Below are 22,865 nucleotides of genomic sequence, written 5' to 3'. Positions count from 1 at the left end.
TGGGAGGCTATTTCTGCTCTCGTAACAATTGGGCGGCGCGCACGGCAAAGTAAGTCAGGATGCCATCAGCCCCTGCGCGCTTGAAAGCGGTCAAGGACTCCAGGATCACCCCTTCGCCCAACCAGCCGTTCTGGATCGCGGCCATGTGCATCGCGTATTCGCCGCTGACCTGATAAACAAAGGTCGGCACTTTGAATTCGTCTTTGACCCGGCAAAGAATGTCGAGGTAGGGCATGCCAGGCTTGACCATGACCATGTCTGCCCCTTCTGACAAGTCAGCCGCCACTTCGTGCAAGGCTTCCTGACTGTTGGCCGGGTCCATCTGATAAGAGGCCTTGTTGGCCTTGCCCAGGTTCAGGGCCGAGCCGACCGCGTCGCGGAACGGACCGTAATAGGCGCTGGCGTACTTGGCCGAGTAGGCCATGATCCGCACGTTGACGTGACCGGCCACCTCGAGGGCTTCGCGGATCGCCTGGATGCGCCCGTCCATCATGTCCGACGGCGCCACGACCTGGGCGCCGGCCTCGGCGTGGGACAGGGCCTGCCTGACCAGTGCATCGACGGTAATGTCGTTCTGCACGTAGCCTTCTTCATCGAGGATACCGTCCTGCCCGTGGGTGGTGAACGGGTCCAGCGCCACGTCGGTGATCACCCCCAGCTCCGGGAAGCGCGCGCGCAAGGCGCGGGTCGCGCGCTGGGCGATGCCTTCCGGGTTCCAGGCTTCGGCGGCGTCCAGGGACTTGAGTGTCGGCGGCGTGACCGGGAACAGCGCCAGCGCCGGAATGCCCAGTTCGACCCAGTGGGCGGCCTCTTCGAGCAGCAGGTCGATGGTCAGGCGTTCCACCCCGGGCATCGACGCCACCGCTTCGCGACGTTTCTCACCGTCCAGCACGAATACCGGCAGGATCAGGTCATTGGTGGTCAGCACGTTTTCACGTACCAGCCGACGAGAGAACTCATCACGACGGTTGCGACGCAGGCGGGTAGCAGGGAACAGACGATTGGCGGGGGTAAAGCTCACGGCAGACTCCTGAGCCCGTGCTGACGGGCGAGCGTGACAGTTATAAGCGTCCATTATGACGAAGACATTACAGTTATGTGCACCTGCGTCCTGTCGTCGCAGTTATTGTCATTGTAGGAATTGTTCACGTCGAGACACATTTCGATACTTTCCTGAATGTGCCTGAAGGGTTAGGCTGCGCGTTCATTTCGCCAGCACCCAGACAATGCTCCAACAATTTCTGCATGACTTCGGCTACTTGGCCCTGTTTATCGGCACGTTCTTCGAAGGCGAAACTATCCTCGTGCTCGCAGGTTTCCTGGCGTTCCGTGGCTACATGGACATCAACCTGGTGGTCGTCGTGGCGTTCTGCGGCAGCTACGCGGGCGATCAGCTGTGGTATTTCCTGGGACGCAAGCACGGGCGCAAGCTGCTGGCCCGCAAGCCACGCTGGCAGTTGATGGGGGATCGGGCGCTGGAGCACATCCGCCGGCATCCGGACATCTGGGTCCTGAGCTTCCGTTTCGTCTATGGCCTGCGCACGGTGATGCCGGTGGCGATCGGTCTGTCAGGCTATCCGCCGGGTCGCTACCTGCTGCTCAACGGCATCGGTGCGGCGATCTGGGCCACGGCGTTGGCTGCGGCCGCGTACCACTTTGGCGCAGTGCTCGAAGGCATGCTGGGCAGCATCAAGAAGTATGAATTGTGGGTACTCGGCGCACTGCTGGTGCTGGGCCTGGTCTTGTGGCTGCGCCGACGCATCAAGAATGCGCGCCTGGCCAGGAAAGTCCTCGAAGCCGAGCGCCTGGAGCAAGCCAGGTCCGGCGAACCTACGACGCCAACCGAGTAAACCGGGTACGGCAGCAATATAGCCCGATGCCGCTGAGCAGGCTGTAGCTGAGCAGCCCGGCCCAGGCCACAGGGTTGGCCGGCCACAACCCGGCCAGTGGCGCCAGCCATACCAGCGGCAGGTTCGAGGCCAGCCGCAACAGCTCCAGCCGCAACGCCCACGGGCGATTCTCCAGGGCCACGCCCAACACGAACAGACCGAACGCCACCGCGCCCCAACCCAGCATCAGGGCGACGACCGGCAGGCTGGCTTCAAGGTTCATCAGATAACTGCCCAAGGCGATGTAGGCGCAGAACTGCAGCCCCACGTACCACTGCTGGCGAACATCCAACGGCACGTCGAATTTGCGGAACTGGCTCAAGTCCGACTTGTTCAGCGGGTACCTGGCCGCGACGTCCGCCGGACGCCAACCGGTGGGCATGAACCAGATCCGCAGCTTGTCCCACCAACGCCCGGCCCGCCTGGCATCGGCCCACAGCTGCGCATAAAACTGCAGGTTGGCCCACAACGGATTCCAGCTCTCCAGCGGCGTGGTCACGCCGAAAATCACCGGTTCGTTGACGTCTTCTTCCTGGAAGGTGCCAAACAGACGGTCCCAAATAATGAACACCCCGCCGTAGTTGCGATCCATGTAGAGAGGGTTCTGTGCATGGTGGGCACGATGATTGGACGGCGTCACGAAGCACCACTCCAGCCAGCCGAGCTTGGGAATGTGCTGGGTGTGGACCCAAAACTGGTACAGCAGATTCAACGCCGCAACGCTGACGAAGACCACCAGTGGCACACCCAGTACGGCGAGCGGGACGTAGAAGATCCAGCTCAACAGGAACCCGGTACTGGTCTGGCGCAACGCCGTGGAAAGGTTGTAGTCCTCACTCTGGTGGTGCACCGAATGAGCGGCCCAGAGGATGTTGCGTTCATGGCCCATGCGGTGCAGCCAGTAGTAGCAGAAGTCGTAGAGCACAAAGGCAACCACCCAGGTCCAGGCCCGGTCGGCAGGCAGCTCGATGATAGCCAGGTGTTTCAACGCAAAGGCATAGGTCACCAGCCCCACGCCTTTGGTCAAAAGGCCCGTTGTGGTCGACAGCACGCCGGTGCTCAAGCTGTTGATCGCGTCGGCCACTCGGTAGTGGCTCACGCCCCGCCAGCGATCGGCCAGCAACTCGACGGCGATCAGCACGAAGAAGAACGGCACGGCATACAGGATGAAGTTCATGACGCAACCCGGGCATGCGAGGCAGGGAGATAGTCGGCAGATTAGGTGTAGCTGGCCGATCCCCCTATGGCAACGAGTGACAAATTAGTAGACATTTAACGCCATGAATCTGGAGAAAAGCCCATGAGCAAAAAAATTGCAGTGATCCTTTCCGGCTGTGGCGTCTATGACGGCGCCGAGATCCACGAAAGCGTGATCACCTTGCTGCGTCTCGATCAGCGTGGGGCTCACGTCCAGTGCTTCGCCCCCAACATTGCCCAGTTGCATGTGATCAATCATCTGACCGGCGAGGAAATGCCCGAAAGCCGCAACGTGTTGGTGGAATCGGCGCGGATCGCGCGGGGCAACGTGAAGGACTTGCGTGAAGCCAGGGCCGAGGATTTCGACGCCCTGATCGTACCTGGTGGTTTTGGCTCGGCGAAAAACCTCTCCAACTTTGCCGTCGAAGGCGCGGCTTGCACGGTCCAGCCAGAGGTCCTCGCGCTGACCGAGGCCTTTGCCGAGGCCGGCAAACCGGTCGGGCTGATCTGCATCTCCCCGGCCCTGGCGGCGAAAATCTACGGCCCGGGCGTGGTCTGCACCATCGGCAACGACGTCGACACTGCCGCCGCTGTGACCAAAATGGGGGGTACTCACGAAGCGTGCACCGTCACCGACATCGTTGAAGACCGAGCGCGCAAACTGGTCAGCACCCCGGCCTACATGCTGGCGCAGAACATCAGCGAAGCGGCTTCCGGCATCAACAAACTGGTGGATCGGGTGTTGGAATTGACGCACGAGAACGACGCCTGACCCCACCACCACTAACCCTGTGGGAGCTCGCTCCCACAGAGGTTTGGGCATGATTCAAGGCAATCGGGTCAGGCGCGTCAGGATCCGATCCAGGGCATTGGCAAACCCCTGCTTGTCTCGCTCGCTGTAGGCCGCCGGGCCGCCGCCCATGTGGCCCTGTTCACGCAGATCAGTGAACAGGTTGCGCACCGCCAGCCGCTCGCCCATGTTCTGGGCATCGAACTCCTTGCCGCGCGGGTCCAGGGCCGCGACGCCCTTCTTCACCAACCGGTCGGCCAAGGGCACGTCGCTGCAGATCACCAGTTCACCCGGCTCGGCGTGCTCCACCAGGTAATCGTCCGCCGCATCAGGGCCACTGGGTACCACGATCAGCTTCACACAAGCCAGGGCCGGCTTGATCTGCGGCTGACCGGCCACCAGCACCACCTCGAACCGGCGCTTCAGGGCGAACTTGACCACCAGTTCTTTCGCCGCCTTGGGACAGGCATCGGCGTCGATCCATACGCGCATTGGGGTTGCTCCTCTTTAAAATGCATCGCGAGCAAGCTCGCTCCCACAAGGACAGCCTACATCCTGTGGGAGCGAGCTTGCTCGCGATAATGAGCGCAGCGAACGCTTTTCAGGAAACCTGGACCCGACGCTTCTCCACCACCCAACTGCGCCCATACAGCACCATGATCGCCAGGATCGCCACCACTTGAGCGGCCAGCGAATAGGCATCGGCATGAATGCCCAGCCAGTCGAATTCGAAGAACGGCACCGGATGGGTGCCGAAGATCCCGGCTTCCTGCAACGCCTTCACGCCGTGACCGGCGAATACCACCGACAGCGCGCACAACAACCCGGCGTTGATACTGAAAAACAGCGCCAGGGGCAGTTTCGCCGAGCCGCGCAGGATCACCCAGGCCAACCCCACCAACAACACCAGCGCCGTCGCGCCGCCGGCCAGCACCGCGTTGTGCCCGGTGGGGCCCGCTTGCAACCACAGGGTTTCGTAGAACAGGATCACTTCGAACAGTTCGCGATAGACCGAGAAGAACGCCAGGATCGCAAAACCAAACCGACCACCGCCGCCCACCAGGCTGCTCTTGATGTAGTCCTGCCAGGCCGCTGCGTGGCGACGGTCATGCATCCACACACCCAGCCACAGCACCATCACACTGGCGAACAACGCCGTCGCGCCTTCAAGCAGCTCACGCTGGGCACCGCTGACGTCAATCACATACGCCGCCAGGCCCCAGGTCGCCAGGCCGGCCACCAGCGCCAGCCCCCAACCGACGTTGACACTGCGCACCGCCGACTGCTGGCCGGTGTTGCGCAGGAACGCCAGGATCGCCGCCAGCACCAGGATCGCTTCCAATCCTTCACGCAGCAGGATCAGCAACCCGGAGATATAGCTCAGCGACCAGCTCAAGCCATCGCCACCCAGCAGGCCGGCGGACTCCTTCAACTTGGCCTTGGCCGCGTCCAGACGCTGTATCGCCTGCTCCACCGGCAAACCGTCCTGCAACGACTGACGGTAGGCCATCAGGGACTTTTCGGTGTCCTTGCGCACGTTGGCATCGACGTTGTCCAGCGAGCTTTCCACCAGCTCGAAACCTTCCAGGTAAGCCGCTACCGACAAGTCATAGGCCTGGTCGTGATCACCGGCACGGTACGCCGCGATGCTTTTATCCAGGGTGGCCGCCGTGTAGTCGAGCAACTGCGCCGGGCCACGTTGCACTTGCGGCGGCTGGGCACGCTGGGCACGGAACGTCGCCGCCGCTGCCGGGCCTTGTGCGGCGAGGACTTCGGCCGGGGTCTGGCGCGCCAGGTCAGCGAGGTTGAAGACCTGTTCACTTTTGGCGGCGGCCGGGTCCGCGCTGAAGCTGGCGATGTAGGTCGCCAGGTCCCAGCGCTGACGGTCGTCGAGCTGATCGGCGAAGGCCGGCATATCCGTGCCTTCGATGCCCATGCCGACGGTGTTGTAGATCGCATAGAGACTCAGGCGATCCAGGCGCTGGGCGTCCCGCATGTTGGCGGGCGGCGGTTCCAAGCCGACACCGGCAGGACCGTCGCCGGCACCGTTGGCTCCGTGGCACACCGAGCAATTTTGCGCATACAGCGGCGCGCCGCGGGTGGGGTCGGGCGTGATGACCGGTGCCTGGCTGACTTCATATGCCACCGCCAGCTTGGCCCCCAGTTGCCGCGCCAGGCGCGCAACATCGCCGCCGTCCTGGCGCTGGGTGATCGCCGTGCGCAGGGTGCCGATGCCTTGGACCAGCTCAGTCTTTTCTGGCTTGGCCGGCCACCCGGCGACCAACCCTTCCAGCGCTTGGGTAAATTCCAGCTGCTCGCGGTACTCCGCCTCGTCGATGACCTTGCCCGCCTCGACCGTCGCCGGGTAATCCGCCCCGATGTAATCCAACAAATGCAGCGCCTGGGGGGCACTCTCGAGGGGGTCGGCCTGCAGCGCAGTGCTGCACAAAGCGAGCAATGGCAGTAGAAGCCAGGCCAGGAAACGGAACGGCACAGTCATGAATGACTCTCAGTTGGTAATAAGAAGTAACACATTGTTCACTTCCAATGGCTTCGGCTCAAGGGCGGATATGACTTGGGAGCCGATTTTCATCGGATTTTCATGCTTTGGAGGTGATGTCACAAAAACGGCATTTAGACACTGAAAAGCCATTACATAGCCAAGAGCCATGTTTATAATCCCGCCGCCTTCTTATCATTCGATGGCATAAAAGCTCCTCTTTTTATGAGGAACCGACAGCGTACCAACGCTTGTCCGTGGGATCGCCCCAGCCCGACCCGCACACCCCGGCTGTTTCTCAGGGAAGAAATGTTCATGGCATCCCGTGCCGTTTTTTCGATCGCCCTCGGTGCGATCACCTTGTTGTCCGGCTGTTCGGCCTTTCGCAACTACGACAGCGAATTGGCCCAGACCAACCAGCAACTGGCTTCCGGCAACGTCGACGCCGCATTGACGCTGCTGGAAAAGAACAACACCAGCCAGGACAAGGACCTGCTGTATTACTTCGAGAAAGGTGAGCTGCTGCGCGCCAAGGGCGACCTGTCCGGTAGCCAGACCGCCTGGAACAGCGCCGACCAACAAGTTGCCCAGTGGGAAGATGCGGTCAAGCTCGACACGGCCAAGTACCTGGCCCAGTTCGGCAGTTTCCTGGTCAACGATAAAGTCCGCCGCTACGAAGGCTACGACTACGAAAAGGTCATGCTGACCACGCAGATGGCCCTGAACCTGCTGGCGGTGAATGACTTCGACGGCGCACGGACCCAGATCAAGAAGACCCACGAACGCGAAGCGGTGATCGCCGACCTGCGGGACAAGGAATACCTCAAGCGCGAGGAAGAAGCCGAGAAACAAGGGGTCAAGACCGAATACAAGGACCTTCAGGGTTACCCGGTGGCCAGCCTCGATGCCCCGGAAGTGGTCAGCCTCAAGAACAGTTACCAGAGCGCGTTCAGCCATTACCTGGCCGGTTTCGTCTACGAAGCCCTGGGTGAAAAGGACCTGGCCGCACCGGGTTATCGCAAGGCCGCCGAACTGCGCCCCAACACACCGCTGCTGGAGCAGGCCCTGCGTGACCTCGACAAGCCCGCCGCCAAGAGCGACGACAGCGACATCCTGATCGTGGTGCAGAGTGGCCTGGCGCCGTCCCGGGACTCGATCCGCATTCCCTTGCCTTTGCCAATCAGCGGCAACCTGGTCATCACGCCGTTGTCGTTCCCACTGATCAAGCCCGACACTTCCACGGCCACCTTCGGCCAGATCGGTGTCGACGGCCGCCAGCTGGACCTGACCCAACTCAACAGCACCACCGCCATGTCCCGTCGGGCCCTGCGCGACGACATGCCGGGCATCATCCTGCGCACCACCGTGCGCGCCGTCACCCGTGGCGTGGCGCAAAAGCAGATCAACGACACCAATCCGCTGGCCGGCCTGGCCGTCGGCCTCACCTCGGCCGTACTCGAAGGTGCCGATACCCGAACCTGGCGCACCCTGCCCGACTACACCCAGGTGGTGCGCCTGCGCCTGAAGAAAGGCGAGCACCAGGTCACCTTGCCAAGCGCGGTGGGCGGCTCGGTGGTCAAGGTCACCGTCGACCAGCGCTACCAGGTCATCAGCCTGCGTGCGGTGGGTAACCAGGTGTTCGCCGGTGGCCTGGCGGCCCAGGTGATGCCAAGCGCCAACCCGACCGCCATTGCCCTCAAGCAACCTTAAGAACGGAGTCTTGTTCACATGCGTTTAAAACTGATCGCCGTTGGCGCCCTGGTCTTGCTGGCCGGTTGCGCCACCCCGCCACCACCGGAGCCGGGCAGCGCCGCCAGCAAGGTCGTGGCGATGGGCAAGACCAAGAACATCGTGGTCGGCGCCATGCGCGTGGCCCGGGAAAACGGCTACATGACCGTCAATGTCCAGTTGAGCAATACCAGCTACAACAACAAGACGATGTATTACCGCTTTGCCTGGCTCGGGCCGGAAGGCTTTCCGATCGCCGAGGAAGAAACCTGGAAAAGCCTGACGCTGTATGGCGAACAGACCAGCTTCCTGCCGGCCATCGCACCGACCCCCAAGGCGGTGGATTTCCGTTTGGAAATCAATACCCCTTGAGCCTGATCCCGGTCGGTCAAGCCAACACCAGACCTGTGGCGAGGGAGCTTGCTCCCGCTCGGTTGCGCAGCGACCGCAAGATCTTGGGGCCGCTTCGCGACCCAGCGGGAGCAAGCTCCCTCGCCACGGGGATCGCCGGCACAAGTTCCTTTACTGATCGGCATCAAGCCTTAGCCCCATTTCATTCAGCTTTCGAGAGCATCCCCATGTTCGTACGCATTTCCTCCATCGCCCTCGCCGCCCTGCTGGTCAGCGGTTGCGCCAACAACTCGCCGGTCCTGGGCAACAAGAACATCAGCTACGGCGACACCAAGGCCGTGGAAACCGTGACCAACGAGTTCGGTTCCACCGACCTGCAAATGATCGCCGAGTCCATGACCCGCTCCCTGGCCCAGTCCGGCATCCTGCAGGGTCGCCCGGTGGTCCAGGTCTATGACGTGAAGAACAAGACCAGCGAATACATCGACACCCGTGAAATCACCACCAGCATCAAGACCCAGCTGATGAAGACCGGCGCTGCTCGCTTCGCCAGCGACAACACCGCCATGGACAGCCAGGTCGATCAGCTCAAGCTGCAGAACCAGAGTGGCCTGTACAAGAAAAGCACCGTGGCCAAGACCGGCAACATGATCGCTGCCAAGTACCGCCTCGAAGGCTCCATCAGCTCGATCGTCAAGCGCAGCAGCGACTACAAGGACGTCTTCTACAAATTCAGCCTGCAATTGATCGACGTCGAAAGCGGTCTGGCCGAGTGGATGGACGAAAAAGAAATCCGCAAGACCACGGAGCGTTAAGCCATGCGCACATGGATAGGCATCATGGCCCTGGCCTGCGCATTTGGCGCGCAGGCGGCCCCGAAAGTCGCAGTGACCGACCTTGCATACCAGGAGCGGGTGGAGGAATACATCCACACCGTCTCAGCGCAGAGCAACTTCCAGGCGAACCCTTACAGCGCCAGCGCTTCCTCGAGCTACGACGAGATGGAAGCCACCAGCAGCTATATCGAGCAGGGCGAACTGCGCAAGTTCACTGGCGACATCAAGGGCGAGATCCTGCGCAGCGGGATGTTCCAGCTGGTGCAGGGCACCCCGCACACCGCGTCGTCCAAGGGCGACGTCTATGACGTGATCAAGCGCATCAAGGCCGGGAACTTCAAGGGTGCCGACTATGTGCTGTTCGGCACGGTGTCGGACATCGACTTCACCCGCGACATCAACGAGCTGGCCAATACCGACAGCTATTCGGCCGTACTGGCGCTGACCTTGGTGGCAGACTTCAGCCTGATCAACACCAAGACCTACGAAATCACCTCGGCCTTTACGGCCATGGGCGAAGGCCAGGACACCAAGTTGTTGAACCACCGGGACGTGCGCATCAGCCTCAACCGGCCGCGGGTGGTGCGCGATGTGTCCAAGGCCCTGGGGGAAGACGTAGCGCGGCAACTGAGCGAACAGCTCGGCGGCCCGAGCTATCAACAGCCCGGCGAGCCGATGCAGCGCAATAACCTGCCACGGGATACCGCGCCGGTGATCTTGCGCTGAGCCACACCGCTGGATAGTAGAGACGCTTTTTGTGGCGAGGGAGCTTGCTCCCGCTGGGTCGCGAAGCGGCCCCAAGATCTTGCGGTCGCTGCGCAACCGAGCGGGAGCAAGCTCCCTCGCCACAGGTGTTGTGTATAAGCCGGTTACACCGCAGCCTTGCGAATCGTCGCGAGCAAGCCCGCCGCCCCGATGAACAGGCCAGCAAACGTGCGGTTCATCCGCCGTTGCTGCTTCGGTGTACGCAACAGCCGCAGGACTTTGGACGCCAACCCGGTGTACCCGGCCATGACGATGAGGTCGACGACGATCATGGTGACGCCCAGGATCAGGTATTGCTGGATCAATGGTGCATGGGGATTGATGAACTGTGGCAACACCGCCAGCATGAACACCAGCGCCTTGGGGTTGCTGATGTTGACCAGGAAGCCACGAAACACCAGCGCCAAAGGGTTACCGATGGGCCGCACGACGGAGTCATCGCTGATATCGCCAGGGATGGCTCGCCACTGTTTGATACCCAGGTGAACCAGATAGGCCACGCCGAACCACTTGATCGCATAGAACGCGGTGGCCGAGGCCGTGAGGATAGCGCCAACACCGGCGGCGACGATCACGATTTGCAGCGCCAGGCCCAGTTGCAGGCCCAGGGCATTCCAGTAACCGCGCCAAAACCCGTAGCGCAAGCCACTGGACATCGATGCAATGGCACCGGCGCCCGGGGAAAGACTGATCACCCAACAGGCGGCGAAAAACGCCAGCCATGTTTCCAGCACCATTGCACACCTCGGCTCGAATTCGTCGAAAACGACTAAGCTAATGCGCCGCTGAAGGATTGACCATCGCTTTTTTGCAAAAAAAAGCCAATCGGCGAGGCCGGATTATTCGACGAACCCACCCACCGGAAACGCTTCGCTGCCACGCCAGCGCCGTACCGAACGCTGGAAGAACAGGCTGTTGGGTACTTGCACCATGGCACTGCCGGTGCCGAGTTCCTCGGGTTCGATCAGCGTGGTGTACAGCAGATTGATCGCCACCACGCGTCCTTTGATGCCAGGCTTGTCGGTGGTGTCCACCAGCTCGACCACATCGCCCAGGCGAAACGGTCCGACGGTGTAGATCAACACGGCGCAGAACAGGTTGGACAGCACGCTCCAGATGGCGAAGAACGCCACCGCCGCCACCGCCACGAAACCCGAGATCGCCGTCCAGAGTACCGTGGCCGAGACACCCAGGCGCTCCAGCGCCACCAGTACGGCGCTGCCCATGATCAGCCAGCGCAGCACACCGCGCAGGATGATCACCAATTGCGTCGGCAGTGGGTAGCGCTCGCCGAGGCCCGTGAGCGCACGCGCAACGAACCGCTGGGCGACATATCCCACCAACAGGATCAGCAGGATTTGCACACCCAGCCAGATCGGCTCGATCCACATGACGGGTATAGGCAACGCCAACGCTTCCATCAGGACAACGCCTCCAGCTCCGCTTGCAGGTTTTCCAGCAGTTCCAGCGCTTGCATCCAAGCCTCCTCGAGTTCCGCTTCCCGAATTTTCAGCTTGGCCTGCTCGGCCAGCAGGTCGCGCAACTCATCTTTGCGCGCCGCCTCGTAGAGACCACTGTCGCCAAGGCTGGTTTCGATCTTTTGCAGTTTTTCATGCAGCTTGCCCAACTCGGCTTCGAGTTTGTCGGCCTCACGCTTGTGCGGCGCCAGTTGCTGGCGCAATGCGGCGGCGGCCTGGCGCTGGGCTTTCTTGTCGGTCTTGTCCGGGTTGACCGGCGTGCTGCTGACCGGCGCGTTGCGCTGGCGGTATTCCACCAGCCAACGGGCGTAGTCTTCCAGGTCGCCGTCGAACTCCTCGACCTTGCCGTCGGCCACCAGGAAGAAATTATCCGTAGTGCTCTTGAGCAAATGCCGATCGTGGGACACCACCAGCACCGCGCCACTGAATTCCTGCAAGGCCATGGTCAAGGCCAGGCGCATTTCCAGGTCCAGGTGGTTGGTCGGTTCGTCGAGCAGCAACAGGTTCGGCCGGCCCCAGGCGATCAGTGCCAACGCCAGGCGTGCCTTTTCGCCACCGGAGAAATTCAGCACCGGCTCGTCGATGCGCGCCCCGCGGAAATCGAAACCGCCGAGGAAATCCCGCAGGGTCTGCTCGCGCTCGGTCGGTGCCAGGCGTTGCAGGTGCAACAGCGGGCTGGCCTTGGAGTCCAGGGAATCGAGCTGATGCTGGGCGAAGTAGCCGACCACCGTGTTCTCGCCCCGGGTCAGGCGCCCGGCCAGAGGCTCGAGTTCGCCGGAAAGGTTCTTGATCAGGGTCGACTTACCGGCACCGTTGGGGCCCAGCAGACCAATCCGCGCACCCGGGGTCAGTTGCAGCTTGACCTTCTCCAGCACGGTCTTGTCGCCATACCCCAGGCGCGCGTCGGACAGGTCGATCAACGGGCTGGAAATCTTGGTCGATTCGCGGAAGACAAAATCGAACGGTGAATCGACGTGGGCCGCCGACAACTCTTCCATCCGCTCCAATGCCTTGATCCGGCTCTGGGCCTGGCGGGCCTTGGTGGCCTGGGCCTTGAAGCGGGCGATGTAGCTTTCCATGTGCGCACGTTGCGCCTGCTGCTTCTCGTAGGCCTGCTGTTGCTGGGCCAGGCGTTCGGCACGCGCGCGTTCGAAGGCGCTGTAGCCGCCACGGTACAAGGTGAGCTTGCGCTGATCGACATGGGCCACGTGATCCACCACCGCGTCGAGGAAATCACGGTCGTGGGAAATCAGCAGCAGCGTGCCCGGGTAACTCTTGAGCCAGTCTTCGAGCCAGATGATGGCGTCGAGGTCCAAGTGGTTGGTCGGCTCATCGAGCAACAGCAGATCCGAAGGACACATCAAGGCCTGGGCCAAGTTCAGGCGCATCCGCCAGCCACCGGAGAAGTCCCCGACCTGACGATCCATCTGCTCATTGGTAAAGCCCAGGCCGGCGAGCAATTTGCGCGCACGGGCATCGGCGGTGTAGCCGTCGGCACTGTCGAGTTCCGCGTGCAGACGGGCCTGTGCGGCACCGTCGTGGGCCGCTTCGGCCGCCGCCAGGTCGCGTTGCACCTGGCGTAGGCGCAGGTCGCCATCGAGCACGTAGTCCACCGCCAGACGCTCGAGGGTGTCGACCTCCTGGCGCATGTGGGCGATGCGCCAATCAGCCGGCAACAGGCAATCACCCGAGTCCGGGTGCAGCTCGCCTCGCAGCAAGGCGAACAGGCTCGATTTGCCGGCGCCGTTGGCACCGATGAGGCCGGCTTTGTGGCCGGCGTGCAGGGTCAGCTCGGCGTCTTCTAGCAGACGTTGCGGGCCACGCTGTAAAGTCAGGTTCTGAAGTCGGATCATAATGGCGGCGGAGTCTACCAGCTTCGCTCGCAACTGGCGCGAGTAGCACGATGTCCCCAGACCTGTGGAGCTTTTCCCTCGACCTCTATGCCAAGCCTGGCGTAGAGCCTGCGTGCCTGGCATCACAAGACGCCGGCGCCAACGTCTGCCTGCTGCTGTGTGGCCTGTGGCTGGCGCAGCGTGGCGTGGCCTGCAATGAACACAGGCTGCGGCAGCTTCGACTATTGGCCGAGCCCTGGGATGCCGAGGTGGTGCGGCCACTGCGCACGCTTCGCAGCCAATGGAAAACCAGCGCCCTCCAGGACACGGCACTCAATGGCCTGCGCGAGCAGGTCAAGCAGCTGGAGCTGGCGGCCGAACGGCAATTGCTGGAGCGATTGGAAGCGCTGGCCAAGGATTGGCCTGGGACACAACAGAACGATTCAGCGCAATGGCTGCAAGGGCTGGCGGCGAATGCCGGGCCAGCGAGCCGCGACGCGCTGCATCAGCTGCGCGTCGCGGTGTCCGGCACTTAGGAAGCGCTGGTTGGGGTGCTGCTGATGCTCGGCGCAACGGCGGCGGATGGGCTGGTCGCCGCGGCCGGAGTGCTGGCGGCTGGAGCCGGTGCCGTGGTCGGAGCCGGTGTCGCTGGCTTGGCGGCTGGCGCAGTCGCAGGTTTTGCAGCGGCTGGCTTTTTCACGGCCGGTTTCGCTGCCGGCTTGGCGGCTGGTTTGGCGGCAGCGGGCTTCGCGACGGCTGGTTTGGCAGCCGTTGGCTTCGCAGCAGCAGGCTTGGCCGCAGCCGGTTTGGCAGCGGGTTTAGCCGCCGCTTTGGCGGGGGCTTTGGCAGCGACAGGCTTGGCAGCCGTTTTCGCAGCGGGCTTGGCCGCAGCCGTTTTGGTTGCCGCAGGCTTCGCTGCTGGTTTGGCAGCAGGCTTAACGGCAGCAGGTTTTGCGGTGGCTTTTACCGCAGCTTTGGCAGCAGGTTTTGCGGCGGCGGTTTTAGCGGCAGGTTTGGCTGCAGCTTTTGCCGCAGGTTTAGCGGCCGGTTTAGCAGCAGCTTTTACAGCAGGCTTGGCGGCAGCAGGTTTTGCAACTGCCGTTTTTGTGGCGGGCTTGGCCGCAGCTTTGACAACTGGTTTTTTTGCCGCAGGTTTTGCAGCACTGGCAGCGACCGATTTGGCAGCTGGCTTGCTGGCAGCTTTGGCCGGTGCTTTCGCCGCAGGCTTGGCAGCGACTTTGGCCGGAGCTTTTGCCGCGACGGGTTTAGCCGCCGGCTTCTTGGCCGATACAGCGGCAGGCTTGGCAGCACGAAGCGTCAGCGCCTTGCCTGCGGCTTCTTGCACGCGACCGACACCCTGGGCCAGTTTCAGGCTTTCCTGGGCATCACGCTTGAGTTGCAGAATGTAGGCGCGGGTCTCGGACTGACGATCCTTCAAGGCATCAAGCAGGTCTTCGAGTTCTTTCACGACATCTTTGGCCTTGGCTTGCGCCTTGGCCTTGCCAGCGGTGGCTGCGTCTTGCAATTTGGTGCGCGACTTGTGCAGTTTTTCCTGCGCTTTGCCGCGTTGTTTTTCAAGTTTGGCGAGCAGTTTTTCAGCATCAGCCAGGGCTTGGGAGCAGGCATTTTCCAGATGTTCGAGCAGGCTGCCCGAGAGTTGTTGGAGCAAGTGCAACGGAGTGTTTACAGGCTTCTTGGTGGCCGACATGGTTTACCTCCTGACTGACGTGAGTGCGGCTCATACTAGACCTCTGCTTCAACCGCCGCTAGGGCATGTTGACAGTACACAAGACGTTGCGTTGCAAGGGACGAAAAATCTTCTGCGCCAGTGCCTTGGCAATCCACCTCTATCGATATCGGCACTGGCATAATTCCTCGATTCGAGGCCGGAGAGCACACATGTCGCGTCACCTGTTTTTATTCCTGTGCATGGTTTGCTCCACGGTCCAGGCCGTTGAAAAAACCAGCGCAAACGATGCCCACGATTTGGCTTACAGCCTGGGCGCAAGCCTCGGCGAACGCCTGCGCCAGGACGTGCCGGACCTGCAGATCAAAGCCTTGGTCGAAGGCTTGCAACAGGCCTACTTGGGCAAGCCGCTGGCCCTCAAGGATGAACGCATCGAACAGATCCTGGCCGAGCACCAGGCACGACTGAATTCGCAATCGACAACGCCACAGATCGAAGCCGCGTTGAAAACGGAGCAGAAATTTCTCAATGAAGAAAAGAACCGTCCAGGCGTCCAGCAACTCGCAGACGGCATCCTGCTGACCGAGATCAAGCCAGGCCACGGCGCGAAAGCCGGCCCTCACGGCAAGGTCCAGGTGCTGTATACCGGTCGATTGCCGGACGGCACCGTATTCGATTCCAACCACCAGGCACAATGGTTCAACCTCGACAGCGTGATTGACGGCTGGCGCAGTGCATTGCCGCAAATGCCGGTAGGCGCAAAATGGCGGTTGGTGATTCCGTCGACCCTGGCCTATGGCGCCGAAGGGGCGGGAGATGTGATCCCGCCGTTCACACCACTGGTGTTTGAAATCGAATTGCTGGGCGCGACGACCTGACGCCGACTCAATAAAAAACGGTGCGCACTGCGCACCGTTTTTTCATGACCGCGAAACCCTCAGGCCTGGACCGCGGCTTCTTCCTTGTGAGCGTTGTGCAGCACTTCGATCAGGCAGTCTTCCAGTTCGAAACGTTCGTGCAGCAAGCCGCCCAGCTCCTTGAATTTTTCCGCTACGCACTTGCCTTCATCGCACAGGTCGTTGAACGCCAGCAGCTTTTCGGTGATGACGTCGATACGCGGGTAGATCTGCTCGGCCAGTTCCAGGCCGCGCTTGTCGTTGAAGGCCTTGGCCTCGCCCGTCAGTTGTTCGTATATCTCGAAATGACCGGCAGACACATAGTCGACCAGCACACCGCAGAACTCCTGCAAGGGTTTGCGGCTTTCGCTCAGCGCTTCAGGCTTATCGCCGAGGGCATCGTAGGCCCGAACCAGTTCGTGACGCTCCTGCAACCAGCGATCGATCAGCAGATGCACCCCACCCCAGCGTTCCTGAGCATTCTGACAACTTTCGAGCATGGTGATTTCTTCCCTTGTGGGTCATGCCACTCGCAGCCTGTGCACGCCTGATGATCAGGGACAAGCCAGACACAACATGATCGAGCGGCACAATTCCAATAACACGTGCGGGCCAGATTATGCCCGCACGACAATGGCTTCAAGGTACGCAGGAGATAAAGTTCATACAAGTGTTTAATCCACGGCCCGGAGCATCTGCGACGTATCGCCGCTGAGCGGTCGTACCAGAGCACTCCAGGCAAGGCGCAGCAGTAGATAGGCCATCGCGCTGGACACCGCGAGAAAAAACAACAGGCTCCATTCGGGGATACTCAGGTCGAACAGCGTCCAGGTGATATTCGCGCAATCGACCGCGCCGTCGAGGACGCGATGCAACGCGCACCACCACGAATCCATCAGCTTGGGCTGGGCAACACAATCAGGAAACGGCTCGAACGAATGGCTTTGCATCAAGACCTGACGCCATGCCAGGGTCATTCCCCCCGTCGCAAAAACCAACCCTGCCGCACCATAGAAGAGACTGCCTCTTTGGCCTGGACCGTGTACGCATGCCACAAGACTGTTCACCAGGAACAGCGTCAGGCACAACCGCTGCAAGACACACAGGCTGCAAGGCGTCAGGCCGACCGAATACTCCAGATAAGTGGCAATGCCCAAAGCCAGGGCTGCGGCGATGGAAGCCATGAAAAACAAGAAGCGTGAGCTGGCCAAAGACATGGCGGTTCCGTAACAGAAGAGACAAGCAGTTACGGTAGAGGAAAGCCCTCGGGCCTTTCAAGGCAGGCCCGCGCAGACACTTCACCAGGGATGTAGGGAATTCCCGACAGGCCAAAGAGGATACAGCGCGATGGGCTGTAGGACTTTACTGACGGCATGACCAAAGCCCCAAAACCAGGGTGGTATTCGCAACCCTTCGCTCGTGGACGGCACTGAACCTGTGGCGAGGGGATTTATCCCCGCTGGGCTGCGAGGCAGCCCTAAAGCCTGGCGCCGTGCGTGCTGTATCAGATTTTCATCGAGCCCAAGCTTCAAAGGGCCGCTTCGCAGCCCAACGGGGATAAATCCCCTCGCCACAAGGGTTCATACCATTTTCAAGAATGAGTCATGCCCCTCTCAAGTGGACAACACCTGAGCCGGAACCGGCAACGGTGCGGCCAGCAGGCGCTCGTCCAGCAGCCCCAATCCCTCCTGGAACAACTGGTTGCTGCGCTCGGCATCGCCCAGTTGCGCCAGCAATCGCGCCAGTTCAGCACAGGCTTCGGGGTTGCGTTGGACGCGCAAGCTGCTTTCCAGATAGTCCCGCGCCTTGCCCCACAAACTGTTCTGCAGGCATAGGCGCCCCAGGGTCAGCAGCAGGCTTGGATCCGCCGGATGATCCTTGAGCCAGCCTTCGGCCGTTTGCAACTGGCGGATCGGATCATTGCCTCGAACCAACCCGTACAGGCGCGCCAGATGGCTGTCATAGTGACGCTTGAGCGCACTTCGCAGTACCTCTTCAGCCTCGACCTGGGCTCCCAACTGACGCAACTGCTCGGCATAGGCCAGCACCAGCGCGGACTCCTGGCGCTGCGCGGAGGTCAGTTGTTGCCAGGCGCGATTGAGCGACTGCAAACCGACGCTGCCGTCCTCCTCACGGTGGGCTGCCAGGGTGAGGTTTTCACCCCAGGCACGACGTTCCAGTTCCGCCAGTTCAGCGGGTGGCAGGACCTTGTCCTTGCGCAGCTCCGGCAACAGCCGGATCAATGCCGACCAGTCGCCGCGCTGCTGATGCAGTCGTTGCAGTTGGCGCAGGACCTGGACGTTATGGGGATGCCGCTCATGCATGGCCTGGAGCGTGGTCAACGCGCCGTCGGTGTCGCCTCGGTCCGTCTGCAGTTGCGCGTGCGTAAGGGCAATGGCCAGTTCCGCCTGGGGCTGACGCTCCAGGGCGCGCTCGAGCAAACTGTCGCTCTGTTCGTAGAGACCTTGTTCGTTGGCCGCACGGGCGGCACCAAGGTAATACAGCAGCGGCTGGCGCTCGGCTTCGGCAGCACGATGCAGGTGTCGTTGGGCACTGGCCCAGCGACCTTCGGCCAGGTCCAACTGGCCGTGCTCGATCGCCACTTGCACCCGCCGGCTGCGGTTGCGCCGCGACCACGGGTTGACCACGCCGCTCGACGTAGTCACCAGCCCGATCAGCGCCCTCAGGCCTCGCCACACCAGCCAGAGCACCGCCACCAGCGCCAGGGTGACCCAAAGGCCAGCTTCATAACGGAAGTTCTTGTACGCCACCAGCACGTAACCCGAATGCTCGGCAATCGCCACGCCCAGCAAGGCAGCGGCAGCGATGACCACGAACAGAATCACGTAGAGACGCTTCATGGCGTGGCCTCCTGCGCGCCAGGCGCGGGCAACGGCTTGACCGATTCCTGGGCATTGAGGTTGCGGCGCTCAAGGTAAGCCTGGACGCTGCTCAGCGTGCCCGTCAGGTCCGGGGTGACCACCGTCACCGGCTGCTTGGACAGCTCGACCACGCGCTCGAGCATGATCTTGCTTTGCGGGTTGTCCTGGTTGAAGTTGTTCTTCAACACGTCCCGAGCCTCGGTCAGCGCCTGGGTGTAGACCGGCGCCTGACCATTGAGGGCGGCCCATTGCGCCTGCTCCAGCGCCAGGCTCAAGGCCAGGCGCACTTGCACGAGGCTTTGCCCGGCCAGCAGCGGACGAACATTTTCATCGGCGTTGAAGTCGATACGGATATAGCGCGAGATCTGGTCCCACCACTGCGCCCAACGACTGGCGCCATCGCCGTCGGCGGTCAGGCCCAGCAAGGATTCACCGCGGTCCTTGTACTCGGGCGCCAGTTCGGTCAGTTCCAGGACCTGGTCACGCAAGGCGCCCAGTTGCAGGAACAGCCCGGTGCGATCCGGTTGCTCGGTGCTGCGCAACGCGGCGAGGGTCTTGGCCAGTTGCTCGCGGGCGGCGAACGAACCGGGGTCGTTCTGCTCGCGCAGGATTTCGTCAGCCCCCTGGACCAGCGCCTGGGCACTGTTGATGTCCTGCAGGGCGGAAAGACGCAGGCTGGCCAGGCGCAACAAGTGCTCGGCCTCCGCCAGGCGCCAATCCTTGCGGCTGGCACCGAGCACGGTTTCCAGGCGCTGGTTCAGGTGCTGCTGGTCACTTTGCAACTGGGCCACCAGGCGCCGCCGCCCCTCCAGCTCTTCGGCCGGAGGCAATTGCGCCAGGCGCTCGCTCAGGCGTTGCTCGTTGAGCTTGAGGCTCTGGGCCTGGTCATTCAGTGCCTGGACCTGGGCGGACTGCTGCTGGTTATTGGTTTGCAGGTGACGCACCTGCCACACGCCCCAACCGCCCACGGCCACGCCAGCGGCCCCGAGCAGCAATGCAACTATGGCCAACCCGTTGCCGCGACGCGGCGCCACCGGGGGCGGAGTTTCAACCGGCGCATCGATCGCTGGCTGGTCTAGATCTTCTTTTGGCAAGGCTGTTTCGCTCACGTATCCATCCTTTGCATTAGAAAACGGCACGGAGTGTTCCCGTAACGCCGCCAGCAAAGCCGCGGCATTGGCGCCACGACAATCCACAACTGTTCGGGCCCCGGCGGCACGCGCCATCTCGGCAACCCTTGGGCTTGGAACAAACAACGGTAACCGCGCCAAGGCCGGCCACGCATCGCCGGCCAGCCGCTGCAGATGCTCGAAGCCCTGCCCACTGCTGACCACCAGTGCGTTCAAGTGTTCCGCTTCGACTTTCGCCGGCAACGCCCCTTCGCCGTAATCGGGCAAGTGGCGGCGGTACAATTCCAGATAATCGACACTAGCACCTTGCTCGCGCAAACGCTCTGCCAGCAAGCCACGCCCGCCTTCACCGCGCACGATCAAAACCTTGGGGTCGGGCCGCGCAACAGCCTGGCGCAAGACCAGGTGTTCCAGCAAGGCTTCGCTGTCATCGCCGTTATCGGGATAAAACACCGTGAGGCCGGCATCGACGAGAATCTGTCCGGTGGCCGCCCCCACGCTGAACCATGGTTGGTCTGGAGGCTGGGGCCAGTATTGGCGCAGCAACTCGACGCACAGGCGTGCGGCCGGTTTGCTGACGACGATCACGGCAGAGTATTGGTCCAGCACCTGGAGTATCGCCCGCCCGGCATCGGACAGCGGGAGCGGCTCGATATCCAGCAAGGGCAGGCTGCTGCTGTAGACCCCCGCTTCGGCCAGGACAGCCGCCAGCGCCGACGACTCGTCCGCCGGCCGGGTGAGCAGCAGCCGCCAACCCGTCACGTGTGGCCGGCCTCGCCATAGACGGCCTTGAGGATGTCGGCGGCGCCCTGGCTCAACAGATCCTCGGCCACCCGCACGCCCAACGCCTCGGCATCGTGGCGCGGCGCCCGGGCGTCGGCGCTGAGCAGCCGGCCACCGTTGGGATCCCCCACCAGGCCACGCAACCAGACCTGTTCGCCTTCCAGCACGGCGTAACAGGCGATCGGCACTTGGCAACCGCCATTGAGGTGTTTGTTAAGGGCGCGCTCGGCGAATACCCGCGTAGCGGTGTCTTCATGGTGCAGCGGCGCCAGCAAGGCATGGATGTCGCTGTCGGCGCTACGGCACTCGATGCCCACCGCCCCTTGTCCACCGGCCGGCAGGCTGTCGTCGACGCTGATGGCCGAGGTGATGCGATCTTCAAAGCCCAGGCGGATCAGGCCGGCGGCGGCGAGAATGATCGCGTCGTACTCACCGGCATCGAGCTTGGCCAGGCGCGTATTGACGTTACCGCGCAGGAAACGGATTTGCAGGTCCGGGCGGCGAGTCAGCAACTGTGCCTGGCGACGCAGGCTGGAAGTACCCACCACGCTCCCGGCGGGCAGTGCGTCAAGACTGGAGAACGTGTTGGAGACGAACGCATCGCGGGGGTCTTCCCGCTCGCAGATGCAAAACAGGCCCAGGCCTTCGGGGAAGTCCATGGGCACGTCTTTCATCGAATGCACGGCGATGTCGGCTTCGTTGTCCAGCAACGCGGTTTCCAGTTCCTTGACGAACAGGCCCTTGCCGCCGATCTTCGACAGCGGCGAATCCAGCAGCTTGTCACCGCGACTGACCATGGGCACCAGGGTCACGATCAGGCCGGGATGGGCCGCTTCCAGGCGGGCTTTGACGTATTCGGCCTGCCAGAGGGCCAAGGCACTTTTACGGGTGGCGATGCGGATCTCGCGAGGGGACATGGATCAATCCGTACTTAAAAGATACGGCAGATAATAACAGCTCAGCCAAAACCGCTTTGATTTGAATCACGACCCTAAGGCCTCCCTGGCCGCCAAATCCTCGAATTGAAACGCATCGAACGCCTTGGACCGCCACATTAAAGCTGCTGCATCATCTTGCGCACGCCGGCCACGTGTCGCCGGCTGACAATCAGCGCGTCGCCATTGAGGCCCTTGAGGAACAGTTGGAAATGCCCAAGGGGGGTGCGTTGCAAACGCTCGATCCGCTCGCGAGCCACGAGGGCGTTGCGGTGGATGCGTACGAAACGTTCGCCGAACTCGTCTTCGAGGGCCTTGAGAGGCTCATCCAACAACACCTCGCCACTCTCATGGCGCAAGGTCACGTATTTGTGGTCGGCAATGAAATAGACCACCTGGTTCAACGGGATCAGCTCGATGCCTTTGCGGGTGCGCGCACTGATATGGCTGCGCGGGCCGCTGCCGCTTTCGGCGGCCGGACGGGTCAGCGCTGCCAGCTGCACGCGGTTGGGCCGCTCGGCCTTGCGCAAGGCTTCGAGCAACGCCTCGGCCGCCACGGGCTTGACCAGGTAGCCTACGGCGCCGGCCTGCAACACCTCGGGAGGGAAGTCGTCCCGGGTGGTACAGAACACCACGGCGGGCGGCGACTCTCGTTCGCACAGCTTCGCCGCGACCTGTAGACCGTCCAGGCCAGGCATGCGAATGTCGAGCAGCACGATATCCGGCTTGTGGCTGTCAATAAGGGCCAATGCCTCTTCGCCATTGGTGGCGCTCGGCTCCAGGACACTGTAACCCTCGAGCTCGCCAACCATTCGGCTCAGGCGCTCGCGGGCCAGTGGTTCGTCATCAACGATCAGGACATTCATATTGCGCTGGATTCCTGCGTGAGTCTCGCACAAGGATAGCGTAGACAGGGGAAGTGACATCCGTCACGGCGATCCACGCTAAGACTCGTTCGAGGGCCAAAAAGTGCCGCGAGGCGGTTGCCTATCTTTACCAGCGCTTGCCGACCGATGCCCGAGGCCCGTTGTCGCACGGCGTCGCCGTAGGGATTGTTAACTGTCGATCTGACCAATATGAGCCCCCCCTTCTTATCTATATCCGCTGCGCCATGGGTGGAAAAAGCAAAAGTCCTACAGTCCACTGTAGACGGTTGCCACGACGATATTGCTCAATCGAAAAATAT

The 22,865-nt window shown here is 62.1% G+C and carries 22 protein-coding genes and 2 pseudogenes; 8 read left to right on the top strand and 16 right to left on the bottom strand.

Annotated features, from left to right (window positions below):
• Positions 1 to 7 precede the first annotated feature (7 nt).
• The gene (gene hemB, locus BLU76_RS01890) at positions 8 to 1,021 is read right to left on the bottom strand and encodes a porphobilinogen synthase (protein WP_092221296.1); all 1,014 of its coding nucleotides are present in this window, start codon (positions 1,019 to 1,021) and stop codon (positions 8 to 10) included.
• A gap of 205 nt (positions 1,022 to 1,226) precedes the next feature.
• Here hemB and BLU76_RS01885 point away from each other — a divergent pair, with 205 nt between their 5' ends.
• Positions 1,227 to 1,850 (top strand): DedA family protein, encoded by a 624-nt coding sequence (locus BLU76_RS01885; protein WP_003206742.1) that lies wholly within the window; start codon positions 1,227 to 1,229, stop codon positions 1,848 to 1,850.
• Here the strand turns inward: BLU76_RS01885 and BLU76_RS01880 are convergent.
• Positions 1,831 to 3,066 (bottom strand): sterol desaturase family protein, encoded by a 1,236-nt coding sequence (locus BLU76_RS01880; RefSeq protein WP_092221294.1) that lies wholly within the window; start codon positions 3,064 to 3,066, stop codon positions 1,831 to 1,833. The two genes, BLU76_RS01885 and BLU76_RS01880, sit on opposite strands and share 20 nt — an antisense overlap.
• A 123-nt stretch (positions 3,067 to 3,189) precedes the next feature.
• Between BLU76_RS01880 and elbB the strand changes: the two genes are divergently transcribed.
• On the top strand, positions 3,190 to 3,858 hold the full coding sequence (gene elbB, locus BLU76_RS01875) for an isoprenoid biosynthesis glyoxalase ElbB (protein WP_063323853.1): 669 nt from the start codon (positions 3,190 to 3,192) through the stop codon (positions 3,856 to 3,858).
• A 54-nt stretch (positions 3,859 to 3,912) separates the two neighbouring features.
• Here the strand turns inward: elbB and BLU76_RS01870 are convergent, their stop codons facing one another.
• Both BLU76_RS01870 and BLU76_RS01865 read right to left on the bottom strand, forming a co-directional pair.
• Positions 3,913 to 4,368 carry a YaiI/YqxD family protein gene (locus BLU76_RS01870; RefSeq protein WP_063323852.1) on the bottom strand — a complete coding sequence of 152 codons (456 nt, stop codon included), beginning with the start codon at positions 4,366 to 4,368 and terminating at the stop codon, positions 3,913 to 3,915.
• A gap of 109 nt (positions 4,369 to 4,477) precedes the next feature.
• A complete protein-coding gene (locus BLU76_RS01865; RefSeq protein WP_092221291.1) occupies positions 4,478 to 6,376 on the bottom strand; it encodes a cytochrome c/FTR1 family iron permease in 1,899 nt (632 codons plus the stop codon).
• A 315-nt stretch (positions 6,377 to 6,691) separates the two neighbouring features.
• Here BLU76_RS01865 and BLU76_RS01860 point away from each other — a divergent pair, with 315 nt between their 5' ends.
• The 4 genes from BLU76_RS01860 to BLU76_RS01845 all read left to right on the top strand — a co-directional run bounded on the left by BLU76_RS01860 (position 6,692) and on the right by BLU76_RS01845 (position 10,017).
• A complete protein-coding gene (locus BLU76_RS01860) occupies positions 6,692 to 8,086 on the top strand; it encodes a COG3014 family protein (RefSeq protein ID WP_092149204.1) in 1,395 nt (464 codons plus the stop codon).
• Positions 8,087 to 8,104: 18 nt separating this feature from the next.
• Positions 8,105 to 8,476, top strand: a complete 372-nt coding sequence (locus tag BLU76_RS01855; RefSeq protein ID WP_092221289.1) for a YcfL family putative periplasmic lipoprotein — start codon at positions 8,105 to 8,107, stop codon at positions 8,474 to 8,476.
• A gap of 206 nt (positions 8,477 to 8,682) precedes the next feature.
• The gene (gene lpoB, locus BLU76_RS01850) at positions 8,683 to 9,270 is read left to right on the top strand and encodes a penicillin-binding protein activator LpoB (protein WP_072343012.1); all 588 of its coding nucleotides are present in this window, start codon (positions 8,683 to 8,685) and stop codon (positions 9,268 to 9,270) included.
• A gap of 3 nt (positions 9,271 to 9,273) precedes the next feature.
• Complete coding sequence (locus BLU76_RS01845) at positions 9,274 to 10,017, top strand: penicillin-binding protein activator LpoB (protein ID WP_092151245.1); 744 nt, start codon at positions 9,274 to 9,276, stop codon at positions 10,015 to 10,017.
• A 143-nt stretch (positions 10,018 to 10,160) separates the two neighbouring features.
• On the opposite strand, the gene rhtB is transcribed toward BLU76_RS01845, so the two are convergent.
• The 3 genes from rhtB to BLU76_RS01830 all read right to left on the bottom strand — a co-directional run bounded on the left by rhtB (position 10,161) and on the right by BLU76_RS01830 (position 13,387).
• Complete coding sequence (gene rhtB / locus BLU76_RS01840) at positions 10,161 to 10,793, bottom strand: homoserine/homoserine lactone efflux protein (protein ID WP_092221287.1); 633 nt, start codon at positions 10,791 to 10,793, stop codon at positions 10,161 to 10,163.
• A gap of 102 nt (positions 10,794 to 10,895) precedes the next feature.
• Positions 10,896 to 11,477, bottom strand: a complete 582-nt coding sequence (locus BLU76_RS01835) for a mechanosensitive ion channel family protein (protein ID WP_092148214.1) — start codon at positions 11,475 to 11,477, stop codon at positions 10,896 to 10,898.
• Positions 11,477 to 13,387 carry an ATP-binding cassette domain-containing protein gene (locus BLU76_RS01830; RefSeq protein ID WP_092148217.1) on the bottom strand — a complete coding sequence of 637 codons (1,911 nt, stop codon included), beginning with the start codon at positions 13,385 to 13,387 and terminating at the stop codon, positions 11,477 to 11,479. The genes BLU76_RS01835 and BLU76_RS01830 overlap by 1 nt, the downstream gene beginning before the upstream one ends.
• A gap of 50 nt (positions 13,388 to 13,437) precedes the next feature.
• Here BLU76_RS01830 and BLU76_RS01825 point away from each other — a divergent pair, with 50 nt between their 5' ends.
• Positions 13,438 to 13,902, top strand: a complete 465-nt coding sequence (locus BLU76_RS01825) for a TIGR02444 family protein (protein ID WP_072343028.1) — start codon at positions 13,438 to 13,440, stop codon at positions 13,900 to 13,902.
• On the opposite strand, the gene BLU76_RS01820 is transcribed toward BLU76_RS01825, so the two are convergent.
• Positions 13,899 to 15,074 carry an AlgP family protein gene (locus tag BLU76_RS01820; protein WP_092221285.1) on the bottom strand — a complete coding sequence of 392 codons (1,176 nt, stop codon included), beginning with the start codon at positions 15,072 to 15,074 and terminating at the stop codon, positions 13,899 to 13,901. The genes BLU76_RS01825 and BLU76_RS01820 overlap by 4 nt on opposite strands.
• Before the next feature lie 191 nt (positions 15,075 to 15,265).
• Between BLU76_RS01820 and BLU76_RS01810 the strand changes: the two genes are divergently transcribed.
• Positions 15,266 to 15,931 carry an FKBP-type peptidyl-prolyl cis-trans isomerase gene (locus BLU76_RS01810; protein WP_092148223.1) on the top strand — a complete coding sequence of 222 codons (666 nt, stop codon included), beginning with the start codon at positions 15,266 to 15,268 and terminating at the stop codon, positions 15,929 to 15,931.
• A gap of 59 nt (positions 15,932 to 15,990) precedes the next feature.
• On the opposite strand, the gene BLU76_RS01805 is transcribed toward BLU76_RS01810, so the two are convergent.
• From BLU76_RS01805 to BLU76_RS32120, 8 genes and pseudogenes are all read right to left on the bottom strand, one after another.
• Positions 15,991 to 16,449: an Rsd/AlgQ family anti-sigma factor gene (locus tag BLU76_RS01805; RefSeq protein ID WP_003206770.1), complete on the bottom strand. Its 459-nt coding sequence runs from the start codon at positions 16,447 to 16,449 to the stop codon at positions 15,991 to 15,993.
• 174 nt (positions 16,450 to 16,623) lie between these two features.
• Entirely contained in the window at positions 16,624 to 17,166 is a 543-nt protein-coding gene (locus BLU76_RS01800; RefSeq protein ID WP_092148226.1) for a disulfide bond formation protein B, read from the bottom strand.
• A 396-nt stretch (positions 17,167 to 17,562) separates the two neighbouring features.
• Positions 17,563 to 18,810, bottom strand: coding sequence for a heme biosynthesis protein HemY (locus tag BLU76_RS01795; protein ID WP_072343040.1), 1,248 nt, complete (start codon positions 18,808 to 18,810; stop codon positions 17,563 to 17,565).
• A complete protein-coding gene (locus BLU76_RS31755) occupies positions 18,807 to 19,940 on the bottom strand; it encodes a uroporphyrinogen-III C-methyltransferase (RefSeq protein ID WP_256571678.1) in 1,134 nt (377 codons plus the stop codon). The genes BLU76_RS01795 and BLU76_RS31755 overlap by 4 nt, the downstream gene beginning before the upstream one ends.
• Before the next feature lie 36 nt (positions 19,941 to 19,976).
• A pseudogene (locus BLU76_RS31750) lies at positions 19,977 to 20,723 on the bottom strand (uroporphyrinogen-III synthase); the annotation flags it as partial.
• Entirely contained in the window at positions 20,720 to 21,661 is a 942-nt protein-coding gene (hemC, locus tag BLU76_RS01785) for a hydroxymethylbilane synthase (RefSeq protein WP_063323841.1), read from the bottom strand. The pseudogene BLU76_RS31750 and the gene hemC, both read right to left, overlap by 4 nt.
• A 137-nt stretch (positions 21,662 to 21,798) precedes the next feature.
• The gene (locus BLU76_RS01780; RefSeq protein ID WP_003206780.1) at positions 21,799 to 22,545 is read right to left on the bottom strand and encodes a LytR/AlgR family response regulator transcription factor; all 747 of its coding nucleotides are present in this window, start codon (positions 22,543 to 22,545) and stop codon (positions 21,799 to 21,801) included.
• A pseudogene (locus BLU76_RS32120) lies at positions 22,542 to 22,691 on the bottom strand (sensor histidine kinase); the annotation flags it as partial. The pseudogene BLU76_RS32120 and the gene BLU76_RS01780, both read right to left, overlap by 4 nt.
• Positions 22,692 to 22,865: the final 174 nt, after the last annotated feature.

This window comes from Pseudomonas sp. NFACC08-1, from assembly GCF_900106735.1.
Lineage (GTDB): Bacteria > Pseudomonadota > Gammaproteobacteria > Pseudomonadales > Pseudomonadaceae > Aquipseudomonas > Aquipseudomonas fluorescens_Q.
This window is presented reverse-complemented; position numbering and strand designations above follow the sequence as displayed.

Excerpts from the sequence above, each read along its gene's own strand:
- BLU76_RS01870 (WP_063323852.1), bottom strand. The coding sequence starts at position 4,368 with ATGCGCGTATGGATCGACGCCGATGCCTGTCCCAAGGCGGCGAAAGAA.
- rhtB (WP_092221287.1), bottom strand. The coding sequence starts at position 10,793 with ATGGTGCTGGAAACATGGCTGGCGTTTTTCGCCGCCTGTTGGGTGATC.
- elbB (WP_063323853.1), top strand. The coding sequence starts at position 3,190 with ATGAGCAAAAAAATTGCAGTGATCCTTTCCGGCTGTGGCGTCTATGAC.
- BLU76_RS01880 (WP_092221294.1), bottom strand. The coding sequence starts at position 3,066 with ATGAACTTCATCCTGTATGCCGTGCCGTTCTTCTTCGTGCTGATCGCC.
- BLU76_RS01820 (WP_092221285.1), bottom strand. The coding sequence starts at position 15,074 with ATGTCGGCCACCAAGAAGCCTGTAAACACTCCGTTGCACTTGCTCCAA.
- hemC (WP_063323841.1), bottom strand. The coding sequence starts at position 21,661 with ATGTCCCCTCGCGAGATCCGCATCGCCACCCGTAAAAGTGCCTTGGCC.
- BLU76_RS01825 (WP_072343028.1), top strand. The coding sequence starts at position 13,438 with ATGTCCCCAGACCTGTGGAGCTTTTCCCTCGACCTCTATGCCAAGCCT.
- BLU76_RS01835 (WP_092148214.1), bottom strand. The coding sequence starts at position 11,477 with ATGGAAGCGTTGGCGTTGCCTATACCCGTCATGTGGATCGAGCCGATC.
- BLU76_RS01795 (WP_072343040.1), bottom strand. The coding sequence starts at position 18,810 with ATGAAGCGTCTCTACGTGATTCTGTTCGTGGTCATCGCTGCCGCTGCC.
- BLU76_RS01810 (WP_092148223.1), top strand. The coding sequence starts at position 15,266 with ATGTCGCGTCACCTGTTTTTATTCCTGTGCATGGTTTGCTCCACGGTC.
- BLU76_RS01885 (WP_003206742.1), top strand. The coding sequence starts at position 1,227 with ATGCTCCAACAATTTCTGCATGACTTCGGCTACTTGGCCCTGTTTATC.
- BLU76_RS01780 (WP_003206780.1), bottom strand. The coding sequence starts at position 22,545 with ATGAATGTCCTGATCGTTGATGACGAACCACTGGCCCGCGAGCGCCTG.
- BLU76_RS01845 (WP_092151245.1), top strand. The coding sequence starts at position 9,274 with ATGCGCACATGGATAGGCATCATGGCCCTGGCCTGCGCATTTGGCGCG.
- BLU76_RS01830 (WP_092148217.1), bottom strand. The coding sequence starts at position 13,387 with ATGATCCGACTTCAGAACCTGACTTTACAGCGTGGCCCGCAACGTCTG.
- BLU76_RS01860 (WP_092149204.1), top strand. The coding sequence starts at position 6,692 with ATGGCATCCCGTGCCGTTTTTTCGATCGCCCTCGGTGCGATCACCTTG.
- lpoB (WP_072343012.1), top strand. The coding sequence starts at position 8,683 with ATGTTCGTACGCATTTCCTCCATCGCCCTCGCCGCCCTGCTGGTCAGC.
- BLU76_RS01855 (WP_092221289.1), top strand. The coding sequence starts at position 8,105 with ATGCGTTTAAAACTGATCGCCGTTGGCGCCCTGGTCTTGCTGGCCGGT.
- BLU76_RS01800 (WP_092148226.1), bottom strand. The coding sequence starts at position 17,166 with ATGTCTTTGGCCAGCTCACGCTTCTTGTTTTTCATGGCTTCCATCGCC.
- BLU76_RS01865 (WP_092221291.1), bottom strand. The coding sequence starts at position 6,376 with ATGACTGTGCCGTTCCGTTTCCTGGCCTGGCTTCTACTGCCATTGCTC.
- BLU76_RS01805 (WP_003206770.1), bottom strand. The coding sequence starts at position 16,449 with ATGCTCGAAAGTTGTCAGAATGCTCAGGAACGCTGGGGTGGGGTGCAT.